The 25418-nt window shown below is 75.6% G+C and carries 20 protein-coding genes; 9 read left to right on the forward strand and 11 right to left on the reverse strand.

Annotated features, from left to right (window positions below):
• Positions 1–47 precede the first annotated feature (47 nt).
• A complete protein-coding gene (locus ACFCY1_RS05490; RefSeq protein WP_375873621.1) occupies positions 48–1454 on the reverse strand; it encodes a hypothetical protein in 1407 nt (468 codons plus the stop codon).
• Between the two features lie 172 nt (positions 1455–1626).
• Positions 1627–3072 carry a hypothetical protein gene (locus tag ACFCY1_RS05495; RefSeq protein WP_375873622.1) on the reverse strand — a complete coding sequence of 482 codons (1446 nt, stop codon included), beginning with the start codon at positions 3070–3072 and terminating at the stop codon, positions 1627–1629.
• A 291-nt stretch (positions 3073–3363) separates the two neighbouring features.
• On the opposite strand from ACFCY1_RS05495, the gene ACFCY1_RS05500 reads away from it, so the two are divergent.
• On the forward strand, positions 3364–4275 hold the full coding sequence (locus ACFCY1_RS05500) for a LysR family transcriptional regulator (RefSeq protein ID WP_049651227.1): 912 nt from the start codon (positions 3364–3366) through the stop codon (positions 4273–4275).
• A gap of 27 nt (positions 4276–4302) precedes the next feature.
• Here the strand turns inward: ACFCY1_RS05500 and ACFCY1_RS05505 are convergent, their stop codons facing one another.
• On the reverse strand, positions 4303–5316 hold the full coding sequence (locus ACFCY1_RS05505; RefSeq protein ID WP_375873623.1) for a hypothetical protein: 1014 nt from the start codon (positions 5314–5316) through the stop codon (positions 4303–4305).
• Positions 5317–5588: 272 nt separating this feature from the next.
• Here ACFCY1_RS05505 and ACFCY1_RS05510 point away from each other — a divergent pair, with 272 nt between their 5' ends.
• The 7 genes from ACFCY1_RS05510 (at position 5589) to ACFCY1_RS05540 (ending at position 15386) form a co-directional block, all read left to right on the forward strand.
• Positions 5589–7148 carry a DUF3604 domain-containing protein gene (locus ACFCY1_RS05510; RefSeq protein WP_375873624.1) on the forward strand — a complete coding sequence of 520 codons (1560 nt, stop codon included), beginning with the start codon at positions 5589–5591 and terminating at the stop codon, positions 7146–7148.
• A gap of 71 nt (positions 7149–7219) precedes the next feature.
• Positions 7220–8014 (forward strand): polysaccharide lyase, encoded by a 795-nt coding sequence (locus ACFCY1_RS05515; RefSeq protein WP_375873625.1) that lies wholly within the window; start codon positions 7220–7222, stop codon positions 8012–8014.
• Positions 8015–8063: 49 nt separating this feature from the next.
• Positions 8064–9626 (forward strand): ABC transporter substrate-binding protein, encoded by a 1563-nt coding sequence (locus tag ACFCY1_RS05520; protein ID WP_375873626.1) that lies wholly within the window; start codon positions 8064–8066, stop codon positions 9624–9626.
• Positions 9627–9752: 126 nt separating this feature from the next.
• Positions 9753–10712 (forward strand): ABC transporter permease, encoded by a 960-nt coding sequence (locus ACFCY1_RS05525; protein WP_074003745.1) that lies wholly within the window; start codon positions 9753–9755, stop codon positions 10710–10712.
• Complete coding sequence (locus ACFCY1_RS05530; protein WP_375873627.1) at positions 10709–11551, forward strand: ABC transporter permease; 843 nt, start codon at positions 10709–10711, stop codon at positions 11549–11551. Before ACFCY1_RS05525 ends, ACFCY1_RS05530 begins: the two co-directional genes overlap by 4 nt.
• Positions 11548–13365: a dipeptide ABC transporter ATP-binding protein gene (locus tag ACFCY1_RS05535; protein ID WP_375873628.1), complete on the forward strand. Its 1818-nt coding sequence runs from the start codon at positions 11548–11550 to the stop codon at positions 13363–13365. The genes ACFCY1_RS05530 and ACFCY1_RS05535 overlap by 4 nt, the downstream gene beginning before the upstream one ends.
• Before the next feature lie 17 nt (positions 13366–13382).
• Positions 13383–15386 carry a hypothetical protein gene (locus ACFCY1_RS05540; RefSeq protein WP_375873629.1) on the forward strand — a complete coding sequence of 668 codons (2004 nt, stop codon included), beginning with the start codon at positions 13383–13385 and terminating at the stop codon, positions 15384–15386.
• A gap of 47 nt (positions 15387–15433) precedes the next feature.
• On the opposite strand, the gene ACFCY1_RS05545 is transcribed toward ACFCY1_RS05540, so the two are convergent.
• From ACFCY1_RS05545 to ACFCY1_RS05555, 3 genes are all read right to left on the reverse strand, one after another.
• Complete coding sequence (locus tag ACFCY1_RS05545) at positions 15434–16708, reverse strand: sulfatase (RefSeq protein ID WP_375873630.1); 1275 nt, start codon at positions 16706–16708, stop codon at positions 15434–15436.
• Positions 16709–16711: 3 nt separating this feature from the next.
• A complete protein-coding gene (locus tag ACFCY1_RS05550; protein ID WP_375873631.1) occupies positions 16712–17713 on the reverse strand; it encodes a hydroxyacid dehydrogenase in 1002 nt (333 codons plus the stop codon).
• A 90-nt stretch (positions 17714–17803) separates the two neighbouring features.
• The gene (locus ACFCY1_RS05555; protein ID WP_049656563.1) at positions 17804–19018 is read right to left on the reverse strand and encodes an ROK family transcriptional regulator; all 1215 of its coding nucleotides are present in this window, start codon (positions 19016–19018) and stop codon (positions 17804–17806) included.
• Positions 19019–19181: 163 nt separating this feature from the next.
• Between ACFCY1_RS05555 and ACFCY1_RS05560 the strand changes: the two genes are divergently transcribed.
• On the forward strand, positions 19182–19970 hold the full coding sequence (locus ACFCY1_RS05560) for a sugar phosphate isomerase/epimerase family protein (protein ID WP_375873688.1): 789 nt from the start codon (positions 19182–19184) through the stop codon (positions 19968–19970).
• 78 nt (positions 19971–20048) lie between these two features.
• Here ACFCY1_RS05560 and ACFCY1_RS05565 read toward each other — a convergent pair whose 3' ends face one another.
• The 5 genes from ACFCY1_RS05565 to ACFCY1_RS05585 form a co-directional block, all read right to left on the reverse strand.
• Positions 20049–20750 carry an aspartyl/asparaginyl beta-hydroxylase domain-containing protein gene (locus tag ACFCY1_RS05565; RefSeq protein WP_375873632.1) on the reverse strand — a complete coding sequence of 234 codons (702 nt, stop codon included), beginning with the start codon at positions 20748–20750 and terminating at the stop codon, positions 20049–20051.
• Positions 20751–20784: 34 nt separating this feature from the next.
• The gene (locus tag ACFCY1_RS05570) at positions 20785–22011 is read right to left on the reverse strand and encodes an MFS transporter (RefSeq protein ID WP_074003740.1); all 1227 of its coding nucleotides are present in this window, start codon (positions 22009–22011) and stop codon (positions 20785–20787) included.
• The gene (locus tag ACFCY1_RS05575; RefSeq protein ID WP_375873633.1) at positions 21996–23264 is read right to left on the reverse strand and encodes an ATP-grasp domain-containing protein; all 1269 of its coding nucleotides are present in this window, start codon (positions 23262–23264) and stop codon (positions 21996–21998) included. Before ACFCY1_RS05575 ends, ACFCY1_RS05570 begins: the two co-directional genes overlap by 16 nt.
• Positions 23261–24535 carry an ATP-grasp domain-containing protein gene (locus tag ACFCY1_RS05580; RefSeq protein WP_049650440.1) on the reverse strand — a complete coding sequence of 425 codons (1275 nt, stop codon included), beginning with the start codon at positions 24533–24535 and terminating at the stop codon, positions 23261–23263. Before ACFCY1_RS05580 ends, ACFCY1_RS05575 begins: the two co-directional genes overlap by 4 nt.
• Before the next feature lie 97 nt (positions 24536–24632).
• The gene (locus ACFCY1_RS05585) at positions 24633–25415 is read right to left on the reverse strand and encodes an SDR family oxidoreductase (RefSeq protein WP_375873634.1); all 783 of its coding nucleotides are present in this window, start codon (positions 25413–25415) and stop codon (positions 24633–24635) included.
• Positions 25416–25418 lie beyond the last annotated feature (3 nt).

The raw sequence follows: 25418 nt of genomic DNA on the forward strand, positions 1-25418 counted from the left end.
ACGCCACCGGTCGTACGCCATAAGGGAGATGAGTGGCGGTCAGGCCGTCACAGGCGGCGGAGGAAGGCGTCCGTGACGGCGTTGGTGTCCCCCGGGACCAGGTCGCCGTCGTCGGCGGTGAAGAGCACCGCGTCTCCGGTGGCGTCCACGGACGGACTGTAGGCGGGGGAGGTGCTCGGCGCGCCGTCCCGGGTGAGGCTGACCCGTTCGATCCGGCCGGTCCACAGGTCGCGGCGGTAGACGCTGCTCTGGTTCCTGACGTCGTCGGGGAGCAGGTTGCCGGCGGAGGAGTCGAAGTAGACCCAGCGGTCGTCGGCCGTCATGACGGCGCCGGAGGAGGACCCGTTCGCCGTGGTGCCCGGCAGGCCGGCGCTGACCTCGGTGACCTTGCCGGTGGCCAGGTCGTGGACGTACACGTCCAGCCGGACGCCGCCGTGGCCGGGCAGACCGGTGCCGTAGACGGCGACGCTGTAGACGGCGTAGCGGCCGTCGGGGCTGATCCGGCCGTCGCTGCTGCCGCTCAGCTGCCCGGTGCCGTCCACGCTGCCGGCGACGATCGTGCCGGTGGCGGCCTTCCAGACGTAGGAGGGGTGGTGCATGGGCCCGCCGGTCACTCCCGGCGACTCGGCGTCGGAGCCGGTCTCGTCGGAACCGGGGCCGACGGGGGTGGCCGGAGCCTCCGGGAGCAGGTTGCCGGCCCGGGAGGTGAAGGCGATGGCGGAGCCGTCCGCGCTGATCATCGGATCGAGGGAGTAGTTGCTGGCGGGCTCGCCGTCCGCGCCGACGGTGACCAGGCGGCTGGTGCGGGTCCAGCGGTCGGTGACGTAGATGTTGTTCCTGCCGCGTCGCACGGGGCCCGGGGCGAGGTCGGAGCGGTTGGAGACGTAGGCGACGTAGCGGCCGTCCCGGCTGATGCTGGGGCTGGTGGATCCGAAGCCGCTCTGGTCCTCGGCGCCCGGCAGGGCGTCGGCGGTGACCAGTTCGGTGTGGCCGGTCCAGCGGTCGCGGACGAAGACGTCGCTGGGGTGGGCCGGCTGGCCGGGCACCACGTTGGTGGCGGTGGTGCTGAAGGCCACGTACCGGCTGTCGGCACTGATCGAGGCGTCGGTGGTGGGGGCGTTCAGCGGGGAGCCGTCGTCGGCGACGCTGACCTTCTCGACGTGGCCGTTGCGCAGGTTGCGGACGTAGACCTCGTCGGAGTTCGGGGTGCCTGTTCCGGGCAGCAGGTTGGTGGCGGCGGAGGTGAACAGGGCGGAGCGGCCGTCCTCGCTCAGTCCGAGCGCCCTGGAGGGGCCGTCGAGCTGCTCGCCCTTGGCGGTCTGGCTGATCCGGGCGGTGTCGCCCTTGGGCGGCTTGGCCTCGGCGGCGGGCAGCGCGGCGCCGGCGGCCAGGGCGGTGGCGGCCAGGACGGCGGCGGTCCGGGCCGGCCACCTGCGGGTGCGTGCGGTGGGCATGAGGTCTTCCTCCCCTGGGATCGCCCGGCCGGGCTCCCTCCCGGCGGCGGGCTTTCGCAGAGCCAACCGTCGGGAGGGCCGGTGGTCAACGGCCGGGGGTGGTCCCGCCGGGAAATACGCCAACGGGCGTATCCGGCAAGGGAGTCAGGGCGTCACCGAGGGAGTCGGGGCGTCACAGACGGCGCCGGAAGACGTCCGTGAGGTCGCTGTCGACGACGGGCGCCAGGTTGCCGTCCTGGGCGCTGAACAGCAGCGTCGTGTCGTCGGCGTCGACCTGCGGGAAGGCGGCGGAGGTGGTGCTCTGGGAGCCGTCGTGGGCGAGGGAGACCCGCTCGGTGTGCCCGCTGCGCAGGTCGGTGCGGAAGACGTCGGCCTGCTCGTTGGTGTCGCCGGGCACCAGGTCGGCGACGTCGGAGACGAAGTACACCCAGCGGTCGTTCATCGGCATCACCGGGTCGTAGGAGGAGTCGCGCGGGGTGGTGCCGGACAGTGGCTTGTTGACCTTGGTGGTCGTGCCGGTGGCCAGCTCGCGGACGTACACGTCCTGGTGGCGGCCGTGCGAGCCGGGGCGGCCGCCCTCCTCGAAGACGGTGTAGGCCGCGTAGCGGCCGGAGGGGCTGATCCGCCCGTCGTTGCCGCTGTTGACGAACTCGCCGGCCTCGTTGTAGCTGGCGCCGGTGATCTTCCCGGTGCGGGCGTCCCAGACGTAGTACGGGTAGGCGCGGATGGCGGCCAGCTCGGCGCGGGCGGAGGCGGTCCGCGGGGCCTGGGCGGCCTCGGCGAGGTCCGGGCCGTCGGCGGGGTCCGCGGCGGAAGCGGCGGCGAGCGCGGGCGGGGTCTGCTCGGCCGGGAGCAGGTTGCCGGCCCGCGAGGTGAAGCCGATGACGGTGCCGTCCGCGCTGATCGTCGGGCGGAAGGAGTTGTTGTCGGCCGGGGTGCCGTCCGCGCCGGTGCTGACCACCCGGGTGGTGTGGGTCCAGCGGTCGGCGAGGAAGACGTTGAACTTGCCGCGGCGCACGCCGGGGGCGAGGTCGGTGCGGTCGGAGGAGTAGACCACGTAGCGGCCGTCGGCGCTGATGGCGGCGTTGAAGGCGTTGCGGATGCTCTGGTCGTCGCCCGCGCCGGAGACGCCGTCGCCCGCGGAGAGCAGCTCGGTGCGGCCGGTCCAGCGGTCCCGGACGAAGACGTCCGAGGGGTGCTTCGGCTGCCCGGGCACCGCGTTGGAGGCGTAGCTGCTGAACACCACGTACCGGCCGTTGCCGCTGATCGCCGCGTCGTTGCTGCCGTTGTCCAGGGCGGAGCCGTCGTCGGCGACGCTGACCCGCTCGGTGTGGCCGTTGCGCAGGTCCCGCACGTAGACGTCGCCGAGGACCCCGGCGCCGCCCGGCAGCAGGTTGGTCGCCGCCGAGGAGAACAGGGCGTAGCGGCCGTCGCCGCTCAGCCCGAGCGCGAGGGAGGTGCCGTTCAGCGGCTCGCCCTTGGCGCCCTCGCTGACCCGGGCGGTGTCGCCCTTGGGCGGGCGGGCCTCGGCGGCGGGCATCGCGGCGCCGGCCACGGCCACGGCCACCAGGACGGCGGCGGTACGGGCCAGGCGGCGGCGGGTGCGTGCGGTGGTCATGGATCGTCCTCCCCAGATGACGGTGCCGGGCCGTCGACACCCCCGTGGCCCGGTTGGGGAAGAGCCAAGCGCCGTGCGGGTGTCCGGTCAACGGACAGGAGCGATCTCGTCCGGAAATACCTCACCGGTCGTATCTCCGGCCGAAATCTCCCACGCCGGTACAACCGTCCCGCCGTACGGGGCGGATGTCGGTGGGCGGGAGCCGTCCGGGCCGGCCCGCGCGGCCGTCGGCGGACCCGGTGGAACCGTGCTCCGGTCGGGTGCGCCGTGCCGCGCTGGCAGAATTGGTCCGTGATCGACGCACGACGGCTGCGGACCCTGCGGGCCGTGGCGGACCACCGCACCGTGACCGCCGCGGCGGCCGCCCTCTACCTGACCCCCTCCGCGGTCTCCCAGCAGCTGGCCGCCCTGGAGCAGGAGACCGGCCACCACCTGCTCGCCCGGGAGGGCCGGGGCGTGCGGCTGACCGCCGCCGGGGAGATCCTGCTCGGCCACGCCGACGTGGTGCTCGCCCAGCTGGAGCGCGCCGAGGCCGACCTCGCCGCGTACAGCGCGGGCGTCTCCGGGGAGGTGACGGTCGCCTCCTTCGCGACCGCCATCGCCTCCGTGCTCGCCCCGGCCGTCGGCCTGCTCGCCGGGCGCGCGCCCGGGGTGCGGCTCAAGGTGCTGGACGCCGAGGGCGACGCCAGCCTGCCGATGGTGCTGGACGGCCGGGCCGACCTCGCGGTGGCCGTCGAGTACCGGGGCGCCCCGCGCGCCGACGACGCCCGGCTGACCAGGGTGCCGCTGTACGCCGAGCCCTTCGAGGCCGTGCTGCCGCTCGGCCACCGGCTGGCCGCCGAGTCCGGCCCGCTGGCCGTCGCCTCGCTGGCCGACGAGCCGTGGATCGGGCCGTACCCGGGCAACCCCTGCCACGACGTGGTGCTGCTGGCCTGCGAGCACGCCGGGTTCCAGCCCCGGCTGCTGCACTCCTCGGACGACTTCCGGGCCGTGGTGGCGCTGGCCTCGGCGGGGCTCGGGGTGGCGCTGGTGCCGCGCTCGGCGCTGCGCGGCGTCGACCTCGGCGAGGTCGCGGTGCGCCCGGTGGACAGCGAGCTCGCCACCCGCCGGGTCTTCGCCGCCGTCCGGGCCGGTGCCGACGGGCACCCGCTGGTCCGGCCGGTGCTGGACTCCCTCGCCGAGGCGGCCGCCGCGGGCGCGTGAGCCGGGCGTCTCAGTCGCGGTCCGGCGTCATCGGTCCGTCACCGGGCCGCCGTCGGGGCGGACCCCGGCGAACTCGTCCAGGACGGCCACCCGCAGTTCGTGGGCGCCGTCCGCGCGGCTCTGCTCGTAGTAGAGGTACCAGCGGCCGCGGGCCGAGACGAGGTCGGCGTACCGGACGTCCAGCCAGGGGCCGTCCGGGGTGAGGCGGTGCCAGGCGCGCAGGTCGGCGGAGGCGGCCAGGCCGCAGCGCTCCTCGTAGTTGCCGGCGGCGTCCGCCGAGCCGTCGTAGAGCGCGAGCCAGCCGCCCCGGCCGTCGGGGAGGACGGTGGTGATCCGGGACTCGTAGCCGTCCCAGGCGCCGGCCGGGCCGACGTCCAGGGCCTCGGCGGCGCGGCCGGGCGGGGCGGTGAAGCGCAGCCCGTCCGGGGAGAGCGCGAGGGCGGTGGGCTGGACGGTGAGGCCGGTGGTGTGGATGTCGGCACTCGCGTGGGCGCGGGCCCGCTCCTCGGGGGTGAACGGCCGGGCCCGGGAGACGGTGGCGAACAGGTGGACGCCGGCGTCGGTTTCGAGCAGGTACGGGTCCTTGACGCCCTCGGTGCCGGTGGTCGCGGCGGTCAGGACGGGGGTGCGGGCGCCGGGGTCGAAGGAGTCGGGGGTGTCGGCGCTCAGGGCGTCGATCCGCCAGCGGTTGTCGGCCGGGTCGACGTGGCTGAGGTGGAGCAGGTAGCCGCCGTCGCGGCGCAGCAGGGCGAGGCGCTCCATCGAGGGGGAGCCCAGTTCGTCGCTCCGGACGGACCACAGGTCCCGGAAGGCGATGCCGTCGGTGCTCTCGGCGACGGCGCAGCGCCAGCCGCGGTCGGGCCCGCCGGCCGCGCCGCGCGGGCGGCGCTCGCGGTAGGTGAGCAGGAAGCGGTCGCGGTCCGGCTCGTACCGGACGCCCGGGCAGCCGGCCCAGTAGCCGGGTTCGGGGCGCTCGGGGGCGCGGACCAGGTGGGAGGCGCTCAGGTCGGGCGCGGCGGGCAGGGCGGCGGGGTGCGGCACGGGACCGTCCTTCGAAGGGGTCGGGAGGGGATGAGAAGAGTTTCTATCAGATCGATCAAAAGTCCGAGCGGCTCGCGGTAGGCCGGGCCCGGTCGGCTGGCCTGCATCTTCCCGCTCCCACCTGCCGGATGTCTGTGAAGCCGATGTTTCGCCCGATGGCGATCGCACGACACCGACCGGCTGGGCCTTGACCGGCCCCCGGAGATCACGGCTAGCTTCTTCTCAGAGTCGATCAAACACCGCCGACCCCGACCCGAGGAAGCCCCGCCCCGATGACCGCCCCCACCACCGACGCGCCCGGCTACGCCGGTCTGGGCCTGTACGTCGGCGACCTCCACAACCACTGCGGCATCAGCTACGGCCACGGGAGCATCGAGGACGCCTACGCCAACGCCCGGCTCCAGCTCGACTTCGCCAGCGTCACCGGCCACGGCTGGTGGCCCGACCTGCCCGAGCGCACCCCCGAACTGGCGAGCCTGGTCGACTACCACACCGAGGGCTTCGCCCGGCTGGCCCGGCTCTGGGACCACGTCCAGGACGTCACCGCCGCCGCCCACGAGGACGGCCGCTTCGTCACCTTCCAGTCCTTCGAGTGGCACAGCCTCGCCTACGGCGACCACTGCGTGTACTTCGACGGCCCGCGCGGCGAGATCATCCGGGCGGCGGACCTGGAGCAACTGCGCGCCCGGCTCCGGGAGCTCGCCGCCCAGGGGGTACGGACCTGGGCCCTGCCGCACCACATCGGCTACGGACCGGCCCGCCGCGGCATCGACTGGGCCTCCTACACCGAGGAGTTCGCCCCGGTGGTGGAGATGGTGTCGATGCACGGCTGCGCGGAGTCCGACGAGGCGCCGCGCAGTTACCTGCACACCATGGGCCCGCGCGCCGCCGCCGGGACGGCCGTCCACGGCCTGCGGCTGGGCCACCGCTTCGGGCTGATCGGCTCCACCGACCACCACAGCGCCTTCCCCGGCAGCCACGGGCACGGCCGGGTCGCGGTCTGGGCCCCGGAGCTGACCCGCGACGGGATCTGGACCGCCGTCCAGCAGCGCCGAACCTACGCGATCACCGGCGACCGCATCCTGCTCGCCACCTCCGTCAACGGCGCCCCGATGGGCGCCGAGGCCCCCTCCGCCGACCGGCGCCGGATCCAGGTCACCGTCCAGGGCCGGGACGCGCTCGACCACGTCGAACTGCTGCGCAACGGCGTCCCCGTCCACCGGGTCAGCCGCCCCGAACTGCTCGCCCGCGCCGCCGCCGAGGACACCTTCACCGGTACCCTGGGCTTCGCCGTCGGCTGGGGCCGGCGCGGCGAACCGGTGCACTGGGACGTGGAGTTGCGGATCGAGGGCGGGCGGCTGCTGGACGTCCAGCCCCGGCTGCGCGGCCCGGAGACGGTCGCGCCCGCCGAGGCCGAGCCGGACACCTACCGGCCGTCCCACTGGGAGCGCACCGGGCCGGGGGAGGTCCGGCTGCGGACCGTCACCGACGGCAACCCCAACACCGCCACCGACAGCACCCAGGGCTTCTCGCTGCGGGTCGAGGGCGACGAGCGGACCAGGCTGGTCGCCGTCGTGAACGGCGTCGAGACCGCCCACGCCGTCGGCGAGCTGCTGGCGGGCGCGCGGACCGGCTTCACCGGCGGGTTCGTCTCCGGCGCCTACCGCTTCGACCGGGCCGTGCCCGACCGGGAGACCACCGCCGAGTTCGAGCTGACCGACGAACGCCCCGGCGGCGACGGGGACTTCTACCACGTGAGGGTACGACAGGTGAACGACCAGTGGGCCTGGTCCAGCCCGACCTGGGTGGGACCGGCCGGCTCCTGTCGCTAGGGCCGGTTGATCCCGTCAGCCGGCCCCGACCACCGGTCGCCCGTACCCGAACCCGAGATGGAGAAGAACCCGTGTCCCGACTCCCCGGCCGCCTCGCCGGCGCCGTGCTCACCGCCGCCCTGGCCGTGACCGCCGCCGCTCCCGCCCACGCCGCCGCTCCCGCTCCCGCCCCCGCCCCCGCGGCCGTGACCGCCGCCACCGAGGTCTTCGCCGACGACTTCGAATCCGGCACCCTCGCCGCCTGGACCCGCCAGCGCGTCGACGGCAACGGCAGCATCACCGTGGCCCCCGCACCCGCCGGAGGCTCCGGCCAGGCCGCCCGCTTCAGCGTCCCGAACGACGGCGCCTCCTACCGCTCCGAGGTCGCCGTCAACTCCCTCGGCTGGGGCAGCTACCGCTTCGCCCTCGCCGACTACCTGCCCGCCGACTGGGTGCGGACGTCCACCGAGACGATCCTCGCCCAGTGGCACGGCTACCCGCTCGCCGACGGCAGCGACACCAAGCCGCCGATCGCCCTGACCGTCAAGGACGGCAGCTGGCGGCTCAAGGTGCACTGGCTGACCGACCCGAGCACCGTCCAGGAGGCGGTGATCCCGCTCGGCGACGTGCAGTTCGGCCACTGGAACCAGTGGGCCTTCGACATCACCTGGTCCACCGACACCACCCCCGGCGCCGTCACCGTCTACCGGGACGGCGCGCAGGTCGGCGCGTACAGCGGCCTCAACAACTACCACCAGAACCAGTCGCCGTACTTCAAGACCGGCATCTACCGGGCCAACTGGAACCCGGCCAAGAACATCCCCTACCCGACCGGCGGCCCCGACGTGGTGGCCTGGAGCGACAGCGTCGTCGTGACCAGGTACTGACACCGCACCCGCCGACCGAGACCCCGAGAACCGAAGAGGTAGCACCACCATGAGCGACGCGGCCCGCCACCACGGCCTGCCCCGAAGAGGCTTCCTCGGCCTGAGCGCCGGAGCGGTCCTGCTGGCGGCGGGCTGCCGCTCCGCCACCGAGGACGCCGCAGGCGGGGCCGCCGCCCCCGCCACCGCCTCCGCGCCGGACCTCCAGATCGTCTACGGCGCCGCCCCCGACCCCACCCAGCTGCTCCACCGCGGCCCGGACACCCCGGTGTTCGTCAACCTGGTGCTGGACCGGCTGGTCGACCTCGACCCGCAGACCCTCCAGCCCGTGCCCTGGCTCGCCACCTCCTGGGAGTGGAGCGCCGACCGCACCAGGCTCGTGCTCAAGCTGCGCGAGGACGTCACCTTCCACGACGGCCGCCCGCTCAGCCCGGACGACGTCGTCTTCTCGCTCACCGGCGCGGCCAAGTCCTCCCAGGTCAAGCCGCTGCTGGAACGGCTCGCCGACATCCGGGCGAGCGCCCCGAACGAGGTCACCCTCACGCTCGCCAGGCCCACCAGCAACCTGTTCGACGCGCTGGCCTTCAACCCCGTGGTGGACGCCCGCAGTTACGTCGACGGCAAGGCCGCCGACAAGGTCAACGGCACCGGGCCGTTCACCTGGCAGGCGTTCAAGGGCGGCAACCAGCTCGACCTGGCCCGCTACGACCACTACTGGCAGAGCGGTCGGCCGCACTTCGAGCGGATCACCGTCCGGTCGGTGACCAGCAGCCAGGCCGCGCTGTCCGCCCTCCAGTCGGGGCAGTCCCACCTGATCGGCGCGGTGCCCGGGCGCGACCTCAAGGTGCTCGGCGGGAACCCGGCCTTCACCGTGCAGTCCGCCAGGTCCTCCTACCAGCAGGCCTTCCTCGGCGTGAACGTCACCAGCGGGCCCTTCGGCGACCGCCGGGTGCGCCAGGCCCTCCAGTACGCGGTGGACCGCGACCGCATCGTCGCCCAGGTGTACGGCGGCCACGCCGAGGCGAGCAGCCTGCCCTGGCCCTCCAACACCCCCGGCGTCACCCCCGACCAGGTCACCCGCTACCCGCACGACCCGGAGAAGGCCCGCGGACTGCTCCGGGAGGCCGGCGCCGAGGGCACCCGGGTGCCGCTCACCGCCGCCAACTCGCCGGTCTTCGCCTCCCTCGTGGAACTGGTCAAGTACGACCTGGAACAGGCCGGGTTCGGCGTCGACGTCCAGCTGCTGGACAACGCCGCGCTCCAGCCGAAGATCCAACAGGGCACGCTGGACGGGCTGTTCATCGCCAACCACGGCATGGTCAGCGTCTCCCCGCTGAGCGGGATCACCGTCTCCGGCCCGCTCCAGGTCGGCCGGAACACCTCGCACGTCACCGACCCCGCCTACGCCGAACTCCAGTCCCGCGCCTTCGCCGCCGCCGACGAGCAGGCCCGGGCCGAGGTCAACCACGACCTGTCCGAGTACCTGCTCACCGAGTCCTTCCACATCACCCTCGCGCACGCCTGGGAGACCTACGCCCTGGCCTCCTCGGTGCGCGGCGTGGCCACCAGCGCGCTCGGCTACCTGCGGCTCGACGACACCCGGCGCACCGCCTGACACACCGCCGGACGTACCGCCGGGCGCCGTCGCCGCGCCGCACCGTCGGACGCACCGCCTGACGGCCGTCCCAGGGCGACCCCCACCGCCCTGGGGCGGCTCCTCCGACCCCCTTGGAGTACCCCCGTGCCCTACTGGACCAGAAAGGCGGCCGGCGCGCTGGCCACGCTCTGGCTCGCCTCCGTCGCCGTCTTCCTGCTGCTCCGCCTCGCCCCCGGCGACCCGGTCTCCGCCGCGCTCGGCGCCGAGGCCGACCAGGAGCAGCGCGACCGGCTCGCCGGCAGCCTCGGCGTGGACCGGCCGATGCCCGTCCAGTACCTGGGCTGGCTGCACGGACTGCTCACCGGGGACCCGGGCAGCTCCTTCCACTACCGGGAGCCGGTCACCCGGCTGATCGGCCAGAGCGTCGGCAGCACCGTCCAACTCGCCCTCGTCGCCGGGCTGCTGATGCTGGTCCTCGGCCTGCTGCTGGGCGTCGCGCTGGCCGCCGAGCGCCGCGGCCGGCTCGCCCGGGTGCTCGACCCGCTGGCCACCGCCCTGCTGGCGCTGCCGGTGTACGTCACCGCCGTGCTCTTCGTCTTCGTCTTCGCCGTCCTGCTGCGCCTGCTGCCCGCCGGCGGCGAGCGGGACCTGTTCACCGCGCCGGACCTCGCCGTCCAGTACCTCGCCCTGCCCGCCGTCGCGCTCGCGCTGCCGGGGGCGGCGGTGCTGGCCCGGCTGCTCGCCACCGAGCTGCGCCGCACCCGCCAGGAGGAGTTCGTGCTGACCGCCGTCGCCAAGGGGGCCTCGCCCCGGCGGGTCCTGGCGCGCCACGTGCTGCCCAACAGCCTGGCCCCGTTCTGTGTCGAATTCGGCCTGCACCTGGGCGAGTTGCTCGGCGGCGCGGTGGTCGCCGAACAGCTCTTCGCCCGGCACGGCCTGGGCCAGCTGCTGCTGGACGCCATCAACCAGCGGGACTACCCGGTCGCCCAGACCCTGATCATGCTCGCCGTCGCCGTCGCCGTACTCGTCCAGCTCGGCTCGGAGCTGCTGGTCGGCCGGCTCGACCCGCGGATCGCCCGCGCCGGCACCGGGGAGGACCGGTGACGAGCACCCTCGCCGTACGCCGCCGGCCCGCCCTGCCCGCGCTCCCGGCCGCGCTGCGCACCCGGCGCGGGCGCACCGGCGCGCTCCTCGTCCTCCTGGTGGTGCTGCTGGGGCTGCTCGGCCCGCTGTTCGCCGCCGACCCCTACCGGCAGGGCCCGGACGCCCTGGCCGGGCCGTCGGCGGCCCACCTGCTGGGCACCGACGAGGTCGGCCGCGACCTGCTCGCCCGGGCGCTGGCCGGGATCCGCACCGAACTGCTGGTCTGCCTGCTGGCCGTGCCCGCGGCCGCCGTGCTCGGCACCGCGCTGGGCCTGCTCGGCGGCCTGAACCGGCTGCTGGGCGAGGCCGTCCAACGGCTGTTCGACCTGCTGCTCGGCCTGCACGGCGTCCTGCTCGGCCTCGCGCTCGCCCTGCTGGTGCGCCCGGGGCTGGGCACCGTGGTCGCCACCATCGTGCTCAGCGCGCTGCCCTCCTTCGGACGCCAGGCGCGGGCGGCCCTGCTCGCCCAGCTGGCCCGCGACCACGTGGTGGCGGCCCGGGTGCTCGGTGTGCCGCGCGGCCGGATCCTGCGCCGCCACGTGCTGCCGAACGTCGTCGACGCCACCACCGCGCTGCTGGCCGTCGCGATGGCGCACGCCGTCAAGACCGAGGGCGGCCTGAGCGTGCTGGGCCTCGGCATCCAGCCGCCCGCCCCCTCGCTCGGCACGATGATCAACACCGGCTCCAAGTACCTCTTCCTCCACCCGGGTTACGCACTGGCGCCGGTCGTCCTGCTCGGCCTGCTGGTGTTCGGCCTGACCCTGCTCGCCGACTCGTTCAACCGGGAGAGACTGCGGTGACCACGACCGATGCCCTCACAACGGCCCGGGCCAAGACCGCCGTTGCCGTGCCGGGCCCGCCGCTGCTGGAGGTGCGCGGCCTGCGCGTCACGGCGGGCGGCGGCGAGGCGGTGCGCGGGGTGGACCTCACCGTGCGGCCGGGCGAGATCCTCGGCCTGGTCGGCGAGTCCGGCTCCGGCAAGACGCTCACCGCGCTGGCCGTCAACCGGATGCTGCCTCCGGGCTGCCGCACCACCGGCGGCACCGTCCGCTTCGACGGCACCGACCTGCTGGCCCTGCCCGAGCCCGCCGTGCGCGCGGTGCGCGGCCGGCGCATCGGCATGGTCTTCCAGGACCCGCTGGCCCACCTCAACCCCCGGATGCCGGTCGGCCGCCAGCTCGCCGAGGCCGCCCTGGTGCACGGCGCGAGCCGCCGCGAAGCCCGGGCCCGGGCGCTCGAACTCCTCGACCTGGTCGGCATCGCCGAGCCCGCGCGCCGCTACCGCGACCGGCCGCACGAGTTCTCCGGCGGCATGCGCCAGCGCGTGCTGATCGCCATGGCGATGGCCAACCGGCCCGAACTGCTGATCGCCGACGAGCCGACCACCGCGCTCGACCCGAGCACCCGGGTGGAGATCCTGGACCTGCTGGTCCGGCTGCGCGACGAGACCGGCACGGCCGTCCTGCTGATCACCCACGACCTCGGCGTGGTGGCCCGCAGCTGCGACACCGTCCAGGTGATGTACGCCGGACGGATCGTCGAACGGGCGCCCACCGCAGGCCTGTTGGCCGCGCCCCGGCACCGGTACACCGCCGGGCTGCTGGCTGGCGTGCCCCGGCTGGACGGCCCGCCCGGCGCGCCGCTCACCGTCATCGGCGGACGCCCGCCGGCAGTGGGGGAGGCGCCCGCCGGCTGCGCCTTCGCACCGCGCTGCGCGGCCGCCGCCGACCGCTGCACGGACTCGGCGCCGGAGTGGACCGACACCGGAGACTCCGGCTTCGCCTGCCATCGTCCGGTGGCGCAGGCGGTAGTGACAGAACGTCAGATTGTCGAGGTGCGACGGGTGGAGCGGGCCGCCGGGCCCGTCCTGGTCGCCGAGGGCCTCACCGTCCGCTACGGCCGCCGCCGGCCCCCGGCGCTGGACGGCGTCAGCCTGGGCGCCGCGCCCGGCCGGGCGGTCGGGGTGATCGGCGAGTCCGGCTCCGGGAAGTCCACCCTGGCCCGCGCGCTGCTCGGGCTGGTGCGCCCGCAGGCCGGGACGGTCCGGGTGGACGGCCGCTCCTGGGCCGGGGCCGACCGCGCCGAGGAACGCGAACTGCGGCGCCGGGTGCAGCTGGTCTTCCAGGACCCGTACGCCTCGCTCAGCCCCCGGATGACGGTGCGCGAGGCGCTGGCCGAGCCGCTGACGACCCACGGGCTGCGGGACCGCGACCCGCGCGGGCTGTGCGAGCTGGTCGGCCTGCCGGAGGCGGTGCTCGACGCCCGGCCGCACCGGCTCTCCGGCGGCCAGCGCCAGCGGGTCGCGATCGCGCGGGCGCTGGCCGTCGGCCCGCAGGTGCTGGTCGCCGACGAGCCGACCTCCGCGCTGGACGTCTCGGTCCAGGCGCAGATCCTCAACCTCTTCGCCGACCTGCGCGAACAGCACGGCGTGGGGCTGGTGTTCATCTCGCACGACCTCGCGCTGGTCCGGCACCTCTGTGACGAGGTGCTGGTGCTGCGGCACGGCCGGGTGGTCGAACGGGCGCCCGCCGCCGAGCTGTTCGCCGCGCCCGCCCACCCGTACACCCGGGAGCTGCTGGCGGCCGCCGGCGCGCCCGAACCGCCCCGCCCATGACCGGACCCTGGAGCCCCATGCCTGCCGTGAACCCCTCCCGCCGCCAACTCCTGCTCGGCACCGGCGCGGTGGCCGCGCTCTCGGTGCTCGGCCCGCCCGCCGCCGTGGCGGCCCCCGCCGCGCCCGCGGCCCGCGAGCCCGAGGTGACCGGACTCGGCCCCGGGAACAGCGACTTCCCCCTGATGAGCGCCACACTGGTCGACGACACCCTGTGGATCGGCTCGCGCAACCTCGCCCCCGCCCGGGTGATCGGCTACCACCTGCCGACCGGCCGGGTCACCGCCACCGTCGAACTGCCCACCGGCAACTTCGTCCAGGGCTCGGCTGCCCATGGCGGCGTGCTCCACCTCGGCGTCACCGACGCCCCGGGCGCGGCCAACCTCTACCGCTACGACGGCACCCTCACCGCGCTCGGCAGCGTCCCCGGCGCCGACGTCCGGGACGTGGCCGTCGCGCCCGACGGGACGGTCTACGCGACCGGACGGCAGAAGGGCCGGGCCGCCGGTCCCGGCCTCTACGCCTGGAGCCCGGCCACCGGCGCCGTCACCGAGGTCGCCTCCCCGGCGCCGAACGCCACCCAGGGCCGGGCCGTCGCGGCCACCGCGACCCACGCCTACCTCGGCGTCGGCAGCAACCTCGCGGGCGGCGGCGGGGCGACCCGGGCCGGCCTGTACGCCGTCGAGCGGGCCACCGGCGCCGTCAGCGACATCACCCCGACCGACCTGCGCGGCGACACGATCGTCCGCCGGATCACCGTCCTCGGCGACGACCTGCTGGCGGTGTCCACCGAGGGCGCGCCCGCCCACGTGGCGCTGCTGGACCCGGTCGACCACCGGGTGCTGCGCTCCTTCGCCGTCCCCGGCACCAAGAGCGTCACCAACTTCCAGCGCCGGGGGGACACCCTCTGGTTCACCTCCACCGAGCACGGCGTGCTGTGGCGCCACGACCTCGCCACCGGCGCGCTCGACCAGCTCGCCGTGCCGGTGCCGGACGGCAACTCCTGGGGCCTCGGCCGGCTCGGCGACACCCTGGCGGGCGTCACCGAGGGCGGCACCGTCTGGACCCTCGACCTCGGCACCGGGGCCGTCGCCACCCGGGACCTGGTCGAGGCGGGCGCCCCCGCCGCCGCCCAGCTCGGCATGTCGGTCGCGGCCCGCGCCGGGCGGGTCTACGTCGGCGGCAACGGCTCGCTCGCCCTGCACGACCTGGCCGCCGGGACCGTCCGCAAGCTCCCGGTGCCGGGCGAGGCCAAGGACACCGTGGTCCTCGACGACGGCACCCTCTACCTGGGCGTCTACTCCTCGCAGGGCATCTGGCGCTACCGGCCGGGAAGCGACCCGGCACCCGTCAAGGAGGCCGCGCTGCCGCAGGAGCAGAACCGGCCGCAGGTGATCCGCCGGGACCCGGACAGCGGCCTGCTGCTGCTCGGCGTCCAGGCCGACACCACCGGCGGCGGCTCCTTCGTCACCTACCGCCCGGGCAGCGGCCGGCCCACCGTGCACACCGACCCGCTCGGCCCCGAGCAGCTGGTGCGCGCCGTCGCCGCCGGGCACGGCCAGGCCTTCCTCGGCGGCGACAACGCCCGGCCCACCGGCCCGCGCGGCGACCTGGCCGCCTGGGACCCGGTGGCCGGCCGCGAGCTGTGGCGCACCGCGACCGACCTCGGCGCGGGCGTCAGCAGCCTCGCCGTGCTCGGGAACACCCTGTACGGCCTGACCGTGAACGGCCGGGCGTTCACCGTCGACCTGTGCGGCTCGCGGCGGGCCGGGTTCGTGCCGGTGATCGGGCGGCGCGCCGACCTGGGGGCGGTGTCCGGCGCCAACCCGCGCCTGCTGGCGCTCGGCGGGGCCCTGTACGGGGTCAGCGAGCGCAGCCTGTTCCGGCTGGACCGCGACACCCTGGCCGCCACCGTGCTGGTCGGGCTGGACGCCGAGTGGTACAGCGGCGCCAGGCTGGCCGCGGACGAGCACGGCGTGCTCTACACGCTGCGCGGGCGCGAGCTGATCGCCGTCCGGCCGTAACGACCGCGAGGGAAGGGGCCGGCCCGGGCGGGCCGGCCCCTTTCGCGTCAGCGCGCGGCGTGCGGCACGAAGCGCGCGAACGGGTCGGCGACCTCGGCGCAGTGCCCGGCCAGCAGGCCCCGGAAGCGGTCGAGCAGCGCCGCGTGCCGGGCGTCGACCGCGAGGTTGACCAGCTCGCCGGGGTCGGCGGCGAGGTCGAAGAGCTGCTCCCGGTGGTCGCCCCAGGCGTAGCAGACGTACTTGTGCCGCCCGGCGCGGACCATCCGGCCCAGGGCGTTGTCGAAGCCGGGGATCTCCCAGCGGGTCTCGACCACCACGCTGTCGTGCGGCCGCGGCGCGCGGACGCTGCGGCCGGGCAGCCCGTCCGGCCCCTCGATCCCGGCCAGGTCGCAGAGCGTCGGGATGAGGTCCAGCCCGGCCGCGACCAGCCGCTCGTCGACCGCGCCGGCGGCCACCCCGGGGCCGGTGACCACCAGGGGCACCCGCACGCACTCCTCGTACAGGGCCCACTTCTGGTTCCAGCGGTGGGCGCCCGCGCCGTCGCCGTGGTCGGAGCTGAACACCACCACGGTCTCCCGGTCGCCGCCGCGCTCCGCCAGCGCGGCCAGCAGCAGGCCGATGTGCCGGTCCACCCGCTCCACCAGGGCGTAGTAGGCGTGCCGGTAGCGGCGCCAGTCGTCCTCCCGCCAGTGCTCCGTCGGGTGGGTGTGCGGCTGGGCCAGCCGGGCCAGCCGGGGCAGCGCCGGATCGTACGGCCCGACCGGGAAGTTGGCGGGCAGCGGCGGGAGTTCGGGGACGGGCGGCGCGGGCGGGAGCGGGCCGGTGCGCGGGTCCTGGCCGCGGGCCCACTCGCAGATGCCGTGCGGCTCCAGGAAGGAGGCGACCAGCAGGAACGGCCGCTCGCGCGGCGCGCGGACGAACCCGGCGGCGGCGCGGGCGAGTCCGGCGTCGTCCCCGCCCGCCGGGTGGATCCGGCGGAAGCCCCGGTCGGCGGGCAGGTCGAGCTCCGGCAGGTGCCACTTGCCGCCGTAGCCGCAGTCGTACCCGGCCTCGGTGAACAGGCGCCCGAGCAGCGGGTCCTCGGGGCCGCCGGTGTTGCCGGTGACGCCGACGGTGCTGGGCAGGCGGCCGGTCATCAGGCTGGCCCGGGAGGGGGTGCAGAGCGGCTGGGCGCAGTAGGCGTTGGGGTAGCGGGTGCCGGCGTCGGCCAGCGCGTCCATCGCGGGGGTGCGCAGGTACGGGTTCCCGGCGGCGCCCATCGCGTCGGCGGTCTGCTGGTCCGTCAGGATCAGGACGACGTCGGGGCTCTGTGGATCCGGCACGGGTCAGGCCATCCGTTCGTAGGTGTGCGGGTCGAGCGCCCGGCGCAGCGGGGCCCCGTCCAGCCAGCGCTCGAACTCGCCGACGACCAGGTCGCCGAGGCGGCGGCGCTCCAGCCCCCGGCTGCCCGCCAGGTGCGGGGTGACGACCACGTTGGGCAGGGTGAACAGCGGTGAGCCGGGCAGCGGCGGCTCGGGGTCGGTGACGTCCAGCACGGCGAAGAGGTCCGGGCGTTCGGCGAGGACGGCCAGCAGCGCGGGCTCGTCCAGGACGGCTCCGCGCGCGGTGTTGACGAGGGTGGCGCCGGGCTTCATCGAGGTCAGCAGCCGCCGGTCGACGAGGCCGCGGGTCGCCGGGAGCAGCGGGGTGTGCACGCTCACCACGTCGGCGGCGGCGAAGAGTTCGTCCAGGCCGACGGCGCGCACCCCGGGCGGCACCGGGGCGTACGGGTCGTGCGCGAGGACCTCGACGTCGTAGCCGCGCAGCATCTCGCAGACCAGGCGCCCGGCCGCGCCGAGCGACAGGACGCCGACCGTGGAGCCGTACCCGCCCGGGGTGCGGGCGGCCGGGACGGCGGCGCGGGCGGCCCGGGCGTCGAGGACGTGGCGCCAGCCGCCCTTGAGGGCGTAGACGATCTGGGCCACGGCGAACTCCGCGACCGGGACGGCGTTGGCGTGGGCGGCGGTGACGATCGGGACGCCCGCCGCCCAGAACGCCTCCCCGGCGATCCGGCGCACCGAGCCGGCCGCGTAGAGCACCAGCCGCAGGCGGGGGAGCCGGGCCAGGGCGTCGGCGTCCAGGACGGGCCCGCCCCAGCCGGTGAACAGCACCTCGACGGCCCGCAGCGCCTCCGGCGCGGCGGCGGCCAGCCGCTCGGCGCTCCACACCCCGTCGGGCGAGGCCGGGTCGGCCAGCACCTCGGCCCGGGCGGCGACCCGGGCGCGGGCCCGCGGGCCGTAGACGTCGGGGAAGCGCTCCGGGTCCATCGCGAAGGCGGCGGTGGGCATCCGGTTCTCCTCGGGTCGCTGACGCACAAGGAGTTTCTATCACAGTGAGAAATAGTGGGAGGAGGCGGTAGGGCTGGTCGGCCCCGGTCCTCAGCGGGTGATGAACGTCGCCCCGTCCGCGAGCCGGACCGCCGCCGCGGCCGCGCCGACCAGCTCGGTGGTGGTGCTGTGCACGACCACCAGGCGCGGCAGGACCGGCACCCGCCCCTGCAGCCGGCTCTCGATCGCGGCCGGCAGCTCGCCCCCGCTCTCCCAGAACAGCCGCCCGCCGAGGGCGATCAGCTCCGGCGCCAGCACCGTGCTCAGGTTGGCCACCAGCAGCGCCAGGTCGTCGGTGAGCTCGCCGATCAGCCGCACCGCCGCCGGGTCGCCCTCGCGCCCCAGCCGGAACAGCCCCGCCACCCGCTCGGCCGGGGTGCCGGACACCGTCAGACCGGCCTCGGTGATCCGCCGGTCCACCGCGTGGTCGCCGATCCTCGCCTGGGTGTCGCCGGTCCGCCCGAGCGGCCGGTCCAGCGCCGCGTGCCCGGCCATCAGGTGGCCCAGCGCCCCGGCCGCGCCCAGCCGGCCGCGGTGCAGCCGGCCGTCCAGCACGATCCCGGCGCCGACCTCGATGCCCACCACGACGGCCGCCAGGTCGCCCACCCCGGCCGCGGCGGGCGACTCCCGCACGGCCAGCGCGACCAGGTTGACATTGCTCTCGACCGCCACCGGGACGCCGTAGCGCTCCTGGAGCAGCACCCCCAGCCGCAGCCCGGGCCAGTCCAGCGCGGGCGCGAACTCGACCAGCCCGGTGCGGTCCCGGACCACCCCGGGCACGCCCACGACGAGGGCGCGGGGGGCGCCCGCGTGCCGCCCGGCCCAGTCCCGCAGGCCGTCCACCAGCGCGAGCAGCGGGCCGGTCAGCTCGTCGGCGGCGATCTCCCGCGGCCGGTCCGGGCCGGGGAACGCCCAGTGGTGCTCGGCCTCGTGCAGCACCGTGCCGTCCAGCGCGGCCACCACGCCGACGATCCGGCGCGGGCGCACCGCGATCGCCAGCACGGTCTGCGCGCGGGCGTTGTACCGGATCAGCTGCGGCGGCCGGCCGCCGCTGGACGGCGCCCGCTCCGTCTCCACCTCCACCAGCCCCTCGGCCCGCAGCACCTCCACCAGCCGGTGCACGGTCGCGGTGCTCAGCCCGCTCTCGGCGGCCAGCCGCTGCCGGGACAGCGTGCCGTGCCGCCGCAGCACCTCCAGCAGGACGGTCTGGTTCACCTGGGCGACGGTCTGCGTCGTGGCGGTGGCGGGGGTACGGCTCGGGGGCATCGCGCGCTCCTCGGACCGGGCCGGGCCCGGACGGTCAGGACTTTGTCTCAGCTTGAATATATCCTTGGCCCGGCCCGCCCTGCCCTCCTCGCCCGCGCGGGTCGCCCTGCCCGCCCTGCCCGCCCTGCCCTGCCCGGGGCGCCCGACGAACGACGGAGCCGCCGTGCCGCTCGCCCTCTCCACGCTCGGCCTCCCCGGGCTCCCGCTGGCCGGGGCCGCCCGGCTCGCCGCCGAGCACGGCTGGGAGGGGCTCGAACTGCGCTGCGCCGAGGGCGAGTCCGTCCACCCGGCGATGACCCCGGGGGAGTGCCGCAGCGCCGCCCGCGTCCTGCGCGCCCGCGGCCTCACCCCGCTCGCGCTCGCCTCCTACGTCGGCGTCGCCGCCCCCGGGCCGGACCGCCCGGTGACCGACGCGCTCCGCGCCCACCTGCGGCTCGCCGCCGACCTGGGCGCGGCCGGCCTGCGGGTCTTCCCGCGCGGCGGCGACGGCCCGCGCGCCGAGGCCGACGACCGGGCCGTCCGGCGGCTCGCGGAGGTCGCGGAGGAGGCCCGGCGGCTGGGCGTGCGGGTGCTCGTCGAGACCCACGACTCCCACCGGGGCGGCCGGGCGGTGGCCGGGCTGCTGGCCCGGGTCGCCCACCCGGCCGTCGGCGCCCTGTGGGACCTGATGCACACCCACCTGGCCGGCGAGACCCCGGCCGGGACCCACGCGGCGCTCGCCCCGTACCTCGGCCACGTCCAGGTCAAGGACATCGCCGGCCCGCACGACCGCACCCCGCTCCCGCTGGGCGCCGGCGTCCTGCCGATCGCCGACTGCCTGCGCCTGCTGCCGCCCGACACCTGGGTCTGCTGGGAGTACGAGGCGCCCTGGCACCCGGCCGCCGCCCCGCTGCCGCCGCTGCTCCCCGCGGGCGCGGCCTTCCTCGCCGCCCTGCACCGCCCGTCGGGCTGAGCACCCCGCCCGCCGGGGCACACGGGTGCGGGGCGCCGGCCAGGCCGACGCCCCGCACCCACGCGGCACCGCGGCCGCTCAGCTGTGCATCACGTCGTACTTCGAGGCCTCGACGAACTGCGGGGCCCACTTCTGCTTCAGGCGCAGGCAGTACCGGTTGAGCAGATCGGCGAACGGCCCCATCGGGCGGCGGAAGTCGACGATCACGATGACCCTGGGCTCGTCGCTGTGGTTCTCCACCTCGTGCTCGAACGAGACGTCCAGGACCGTTCCCTCGCCCTCCCGCCAGGTGTAGTAGTCGCGGTCGAGCCTGATCCGCGGCGGGTTGTCCTTCGGGATCCGCAGGCCGAGGTGGTAGCGCAGCACACCGGCGTACGGGTCCCGGTGGGCCGGCAGGCCGACGCCCGGGTCCAGGATCGAGATGAACGCGTTGACCACGTTGGGCGTGGACATCGCGAAGTCGAGCAGCGCCGGGCAGTCCTTCCTGGCCAGCTCGTTGGGCCGGCCGTACATGTAGGCGTAGTAGAGGCGCCAGTCCTCCGAGACCTGGGCCGCGCGCACGGGGTCGAAGTTCCCGTAGGTCGGGATGCTCGTGCGGCTCAGGAGCGCGTCCACCTCCGCCCGGACGGCGGGGTAGACGGCCTCCAGGGCGCGTACCTCGGGAAAGACCGTGCGCGGGGGGATGATCCGCGGGCGGCCCTCGCCGCCCGCACCGCGCAGGAAGATCCAGTTGGTGACGGCCCGAAAACGCGGGTGGTTGACGCTGGGTGAGCCTTTCATCGTCCGCTCCCGATTCCGTGTGTCCTGAGACGTGTCATGAGTCGATGGCGATGGCTTTGTGGGGTGGCGGCGTGGTGAACCCGGCGATGTACCGGCCGGCTCCGAGCACCGCCACCAGGACGATCCAGCCCGCGACCGGCGCGGCGGTGACCAGGCCGGCGACGAGCAGTGGGCCGGCGGCGCCCTGGGTGGTCTCGCCGAGGACGCAGGCGCTCTGGTAGAAGCCGTGCTCGTCGGCCGCCGCGAGCACGGCGGACAGGCCCCACTCGCCCGCGGCCTCCAGCAGTTCGCCGCCGGTCAGCGCGATCGTGGCCGCGACGAGCAGGACCACCTGCCAGCCGGTCGGCGCGAACCGGACCAGGCCGAGCAGCAGGCAGCAACCCGCGGTCCACACCGCGGAGTTCCGGAAGCAGCGCAGCGCTCCCTCGCGCGTCGCCGCGCGCCTGCTCACGGCCAGCTGACCGCCCACGGCGATCAGCGAGTTGAGCATCACCAGCCAGCCCAGCACGGACACCGGCACCGAGGCGTGCCGGGTGACCCAGAGCGGCAGCACGGTGCTGAGCAGCGTCGTGTGGACCGTCAGGATCCCCGTCGCCGCGGCCAGTGCGCCGCCGGTGCGCAGACTCCGCGCGCCGACCACCCCCGGTGCGCGGACGGAGGGGGAGCCGCGCCGGCCGGCGCCGAGCGAGGTGGTGGCGAAGCACGCCGCCATGACGAGGTAGCCGCCGCCGATCAGCAGGTAGGCGGTCTCGTAGGCGGACGGCGAACGGGAGGCCAGCAGCCGTACGGAGCACAGCGCGCCGAGGGCGAACCCGATGTTGGTGACGGTGCGCGCCCAGGCGAGCGCCTTGACGCTGTCGCCTCCGGCGCCGGCCAGCATCGCGCGGCGGACCACGTTGCCCGCGCTGTCGAAGCCCCCGGCCACGCAGAGCACGAGCAGCAGGGCCCACGGCGTGTGGACCCGGGCCGAGAGCGGGACCAGCAGCGCCGCGCAGACGGCGGCGACGCTGCCGACGGCGCGGCCCCGGCCCCGGTCGACGAGCAGGCCGGTCGGGACCGCCACCGCCGCCGAGGCCGCCCCCCAGAGCGTCAGGCCGGCCGTCGCGAGCAGCGGCGTCAGCCCGACGATCTGCAGCAGGTAGACCATCACGGTGGCGAGGAAGGCCCCCTTGCCGACGGACAGCACGAGGGTGGCCGAGAGCAGCGCACCGGTCCGCTCGGGCGGCCTGACCCGGGCCGCCGCCGCTACGCGGGCGAGCACAGCCCGCCCCGGGAGGCCTGCCAGGTACGGGCCGTGCCGTCCGGCTGCCCGAAGGTGAACCGCAGCGGGGCCAGGCAGCGGTCCAGGGCCCGGAGCATCGCCGCGTGGTCCGCCGCGCCGCCGCGCAGGAAGTCCAGCCGCATCGTCATCACGCTCGGTTCGAGTTCGCTGCCGACCGGCACCCGGGTGACGTAGTCGACGAGGCCCGGCTCCCGTTCGGCCTCCCGCACCCCGTCCACCCGGCGGAGCGCGCCGCCGGCCAGCGGCGGCAGGTTCCAGTACTGGAAGGCGACGTCCCCGGGGGCGGGTGCCGACGGTTCGACCGGCTGTCCGCAGGCCACCGCGATGCCCAGCTCCAGCAGGTCCAGGCCGGTGGTCCGCCGGTGCAGGTCGGCGATGAAGGCGCCGAGCCGCCCGTTGACCTCGATGATCCGCGGGCCCCGCGCGGTGAGCTTGATCTCGGTGTGCACCAGGCCCCGCCGGATGCCGAGGGCGCGGGCCGCCTCGGTGGCCAGCCGGGCCACCTCGCCGCTCTCGGCGGGGGACAGCTGGGAGGGGAAGAACTGGCCCTGCTCGCGGAACGGGTCGAGCAGCGGGAACTTGCCGGTGACGCCGAGCGTGTGGACCGCGTCGTCGGCGACGAGCGACTCCACGGACACGTAGTCGCCGAAGTCGCCCTCGTCCCGGCCGCGCAGGTACTCCTCGACCACGAACGGGCGCTCGGCGGTGGGCGTCAGCTCCGCGGGGTAGCCCTCGGCGTCCGCCACCAGGTGGGTGTCGCGGCTGCTGTGGCTGTGGACCGGCTTGACGACCACCGGACCGGCCAGGTCCCGTACCGCCGCCAGGGCCTCCTCCCGGCTCGTCACCGGGATCGACCGGACGGCGTCCACACCGGCCCGCGCCAGCCGTCCGCGCTGCGCCCGCTTGTCGGTGAGCAGGGTGACCGTCTCGGCCTCGTGGAACAGCAGCCCCAGGCCGTCGCCGAGCCGCGCGGTCAGCGGGACCAGCGGCTCGCTGAACGTGGTGATGCCGCAGGGCCGGTGGGGACGCAGCAGGGCCAGCGCCGGCTCCGGCGCGTCGGGCTCGCACTCGACGACCGGCCCGAACCCCTCGTACGCCGCCCGCTCCGGCGCCCCCAGGGCGCCGGCGACGGCCACGAAGACCGGGCGGAGGCCGCGGGCCCGGACCGCCGCGGCGATGGCGGCGGGGCCGACGGCCGCGCCCGGGACGACAGCGACGACGACGGTGCTCATCTCTCACCTGACTCTGTGTCGGACAACCGGTAGACCTGGTCCTTGAGCTCCTCGATGCGCCGGTGGTCGCGGTGGATCGCGTCCGCGGTCCCGGCGCACTGGAAGATCCTGAGCGTGCTGGAGTAGAGGTCGACGGTCGGCCGGATCCGGTCCCCGGGCCCGAGCTTCAGGTTCAGGCCGAACACGCTCTCCAGCCCGGCGATCCGCCGCACCGCCCGCTCGTCGACGCTCTCGACCACGCCCGACAGCGTGGTGGAGGTCGTGCAGCAGACGGCCTCCTCGAACTTGTGGTAGCCGCGGCCCGCGTACTCGGCGGCGAACCGTTCGGGCCGCAGGTACGCGAGCGCGCTGAGCGTCGCCTGGTTGGCGCCGGTGCAGCGGTCGTGGAACCCGGGGTGCATGTTCCCGGCGATCCGCGAGCCGACCTCCACCAGCGCCGGCCCGTCGGCGGTGACGATCACCTCGGCGTGGCTCGGCCCGTGGCGGACCCCCAGCGCGGCGAGCGCCCGGTCCACGTAGTCGGTCAGCTCGGCCGCCGGCGGCTCGGCCGGCGACAGCAGGCGCTCGCGGTCGTAGATGTTGCGGCCCGAGGGCAGCAGGCGCTTCTGGTACTCCCACACGCCGCACACGTAGCGCCGGCCCTCGTGGGAGACCATGTCGACGACGTACTCCGTCCCCTCCAGGTAGGACTGGACGAGCGCCTCGCGGTTGGGCGAGCCGTAGATCGTCTCGGTGTCCAGGACGGCCTTCGCCGCGGACCGCACCTGCTCGGCGTCGGCGCAGACGACGACCCCGTCGCCGGCGGCGGAGTCGAGCGGCTTGACGACCACCGGGTAGCGCCCGGCACGCTGCGCCCAGTCCACCAGGGCCTGCGGGTCGCCGCTCTTGAACTGGTCGGCGCAGTGCAGGCCGGCGGCGCGGAGCACCTCGATCATCCGGTACTTGTTCCGGCGGGCCTCGGAGAGCTCCGTCCCGTTGGTCGCCAGGCCCAGCCGCTCCGACAGCCGGTCCGCGAGCAGCACGCCCGGCTCCTGTCCGGCGAGCACGCACACCGGTGCGTACCGTGCCAGCTCCGCCACCGTCCGGTCGAGGTCCTCGTGGACGATGTTCGCCCGGTAGACGGTCAGGTCCGGGGCGGGCATGGAGGGCATCAGCCCGGGGGTGCTCTGGACGTGCACCAGGTCCGCACCCAGGGCGGTGAACTCCGGTGGCAGGTAGCCGCCGGAGGTGTAGGCGTCGACCAGTACGGCGACCGGCCTGAGCTGTGACAACGTTCCTCCTCGTCATGTCGGTCGGACGGAGCCCGCCGGGCGGACGGCCTCAGCGCGGAAGCCTCCGCGGCGTGCTCCTCCGGGTGGCGCGGGGCACTCAGACCTTCTGACGGGTGGGGCGGAGCCGGATGTCGTCGAGGTGCACGTGGGTCGGGCGGCCGACAGCGAACTCGACGACCGACGCGACGTCCTCCGGGGTCAGCAGCGGCCCGCTCTCGGCGGCGACCGCCTCGAACCACGCGCTGTCGTAGCCGGCGGCGTCCTGGAAGCCCGAGCGGACGAAACCGGGCTCGATCAGGGTCACCCGGACGTTGTGGGCGCAGACCTCCTGGCGCAGCGCCTCGACCAGCGAGTGGACGGCGAACTTGGTCGACCCGTACACCGGGTTCGCGGCCGAGACCTGCCGTCCGACGGTCGAGCCGATGACCACGATGTCGCGGACCCGCCGCCCCCCGTCCAGCTCCGCCTGCCGCACGAACTCGGCCGCGGCGTCCCGGAGCTGGTGGAGGACGGCGAGGACGTTGACCTCGATCAGCCGCTCCCAGCGGGTGGGGTCCGAGCCGAGCACGGTGCCCGGCAGGCCGTGCCCGGCGCAGGCGACGAAGATACTCGCCGCCTCCCACTCCGCCGCGGCCGCGGCCAGCAGGTCCCGCGCGTGCCCGGGCGTCGTCACGTCGCCCGGGAAGGGCCGGACCGCCCCCGGGGCCTGGTCCGACTCGGCCGCCAGGTCGGCGAGCCTCCTGCCGTCGCGGCCGGTGGCCAGCACCCGCACGCCCTGCCGGGCGAAGCGCGCGGCGATCGCGCGCCCGATTCCGGAGGAGGCCCCGGTGACCACGGCGACCCGCTTCTCGTCCATGCCTGTTCCCTGTCTGTCGTCCATGTC

Source organism: Kitasatospora sp. NPDC056273 (genome assembly GCF_042268845.1).
Taxonomy (GTDB): domain Bacteria; phylum Actinomycetota; class Actinomycetes; order Streptomycetales; family Streptomycetaceae; genus Kitasatospora.

What these genes read in the sequence shown, in the direction of transcription:
- ACFCY1_RS05490 (WP_375873621.1), bottom strand. Translation starts at nt 1,454, where the DNA reads ATGCCCACCGCACGCACCCGCAGGTGGCCGGCCCGGACCGCCGCCGTC.
- ACFCY1_RS05495 (WP_375873622.1), bottom strand. Translation starts at nt 3,072, where the DNA reads ATGACCACCGCACGCACCCGCCGCCGCCTGGCCCGTACCGCCGCCGTC.
- ACFCY1_RS05510 (WP_375873624.1), top strand. Translation starts at nt 5,589, where the DNA reads ATGACCGCCCCCACCACCGACGCGCCCGGCTACGCCGGTCTGGGCCTG.
- ACFCY1_RS05520 (WP_375873626.1), top strand. Translation starts at nt 8,064, where the DNA reads ATGAGCGACGCGGCCCGCCACCACGGCCTGCCCCGAAGAGGCTTCCTC.
- ACFCY1_RS05540 (WP_375873629.1), top strand. Translation starts at nt 13,383, where the DNA reads ATGCCTGCCGTGAACCCCTCCCGCCGCCAACTCCTGCTCGGCACCGGC.
- ACFCY1_RS05550 (WP_375873631.1), bottom strand. Translation starts at nt 17,713, where the DNA reads ATGCCCACCGCCGCCTTCGCGATGGACCCGGAGCGCTTCCCCGACGTC.
- ACFCY1_RS05555 (WP_049656563.1), bottom strand. Translation starts at nt 19,018, where the DNA reads ATGCCCCCGAGCCGTACCCCCGCCACCGCCACGACGCAGACCGTCGCC.
- ACFCY1_RS05565 (WP_375873632.1), bottom strand. Translation starts at nt 20,750, where the DNA reads ATGAAAGGCTCACCCAGCGTCAACCACCCGCGTTTTCGGGCCGTCACC.
- ACFCY1_RS05575 (WP_375873633.1), bottom strand. Translation starts at nt 23,264, where the DNA reads ATGAGCACCGTCGTCGTCGCTGTCGTCCCGGGCGCGGCCGTCGGCCCC.
- ACFCY1_RS05585 (WP_375873634.1), bottom strand. Translation starts at nt 25,415, where the DNA reads ATGGACGACAGACAGGGAACAGGCATGGACGAGAAGCGGGTCGCCGTG.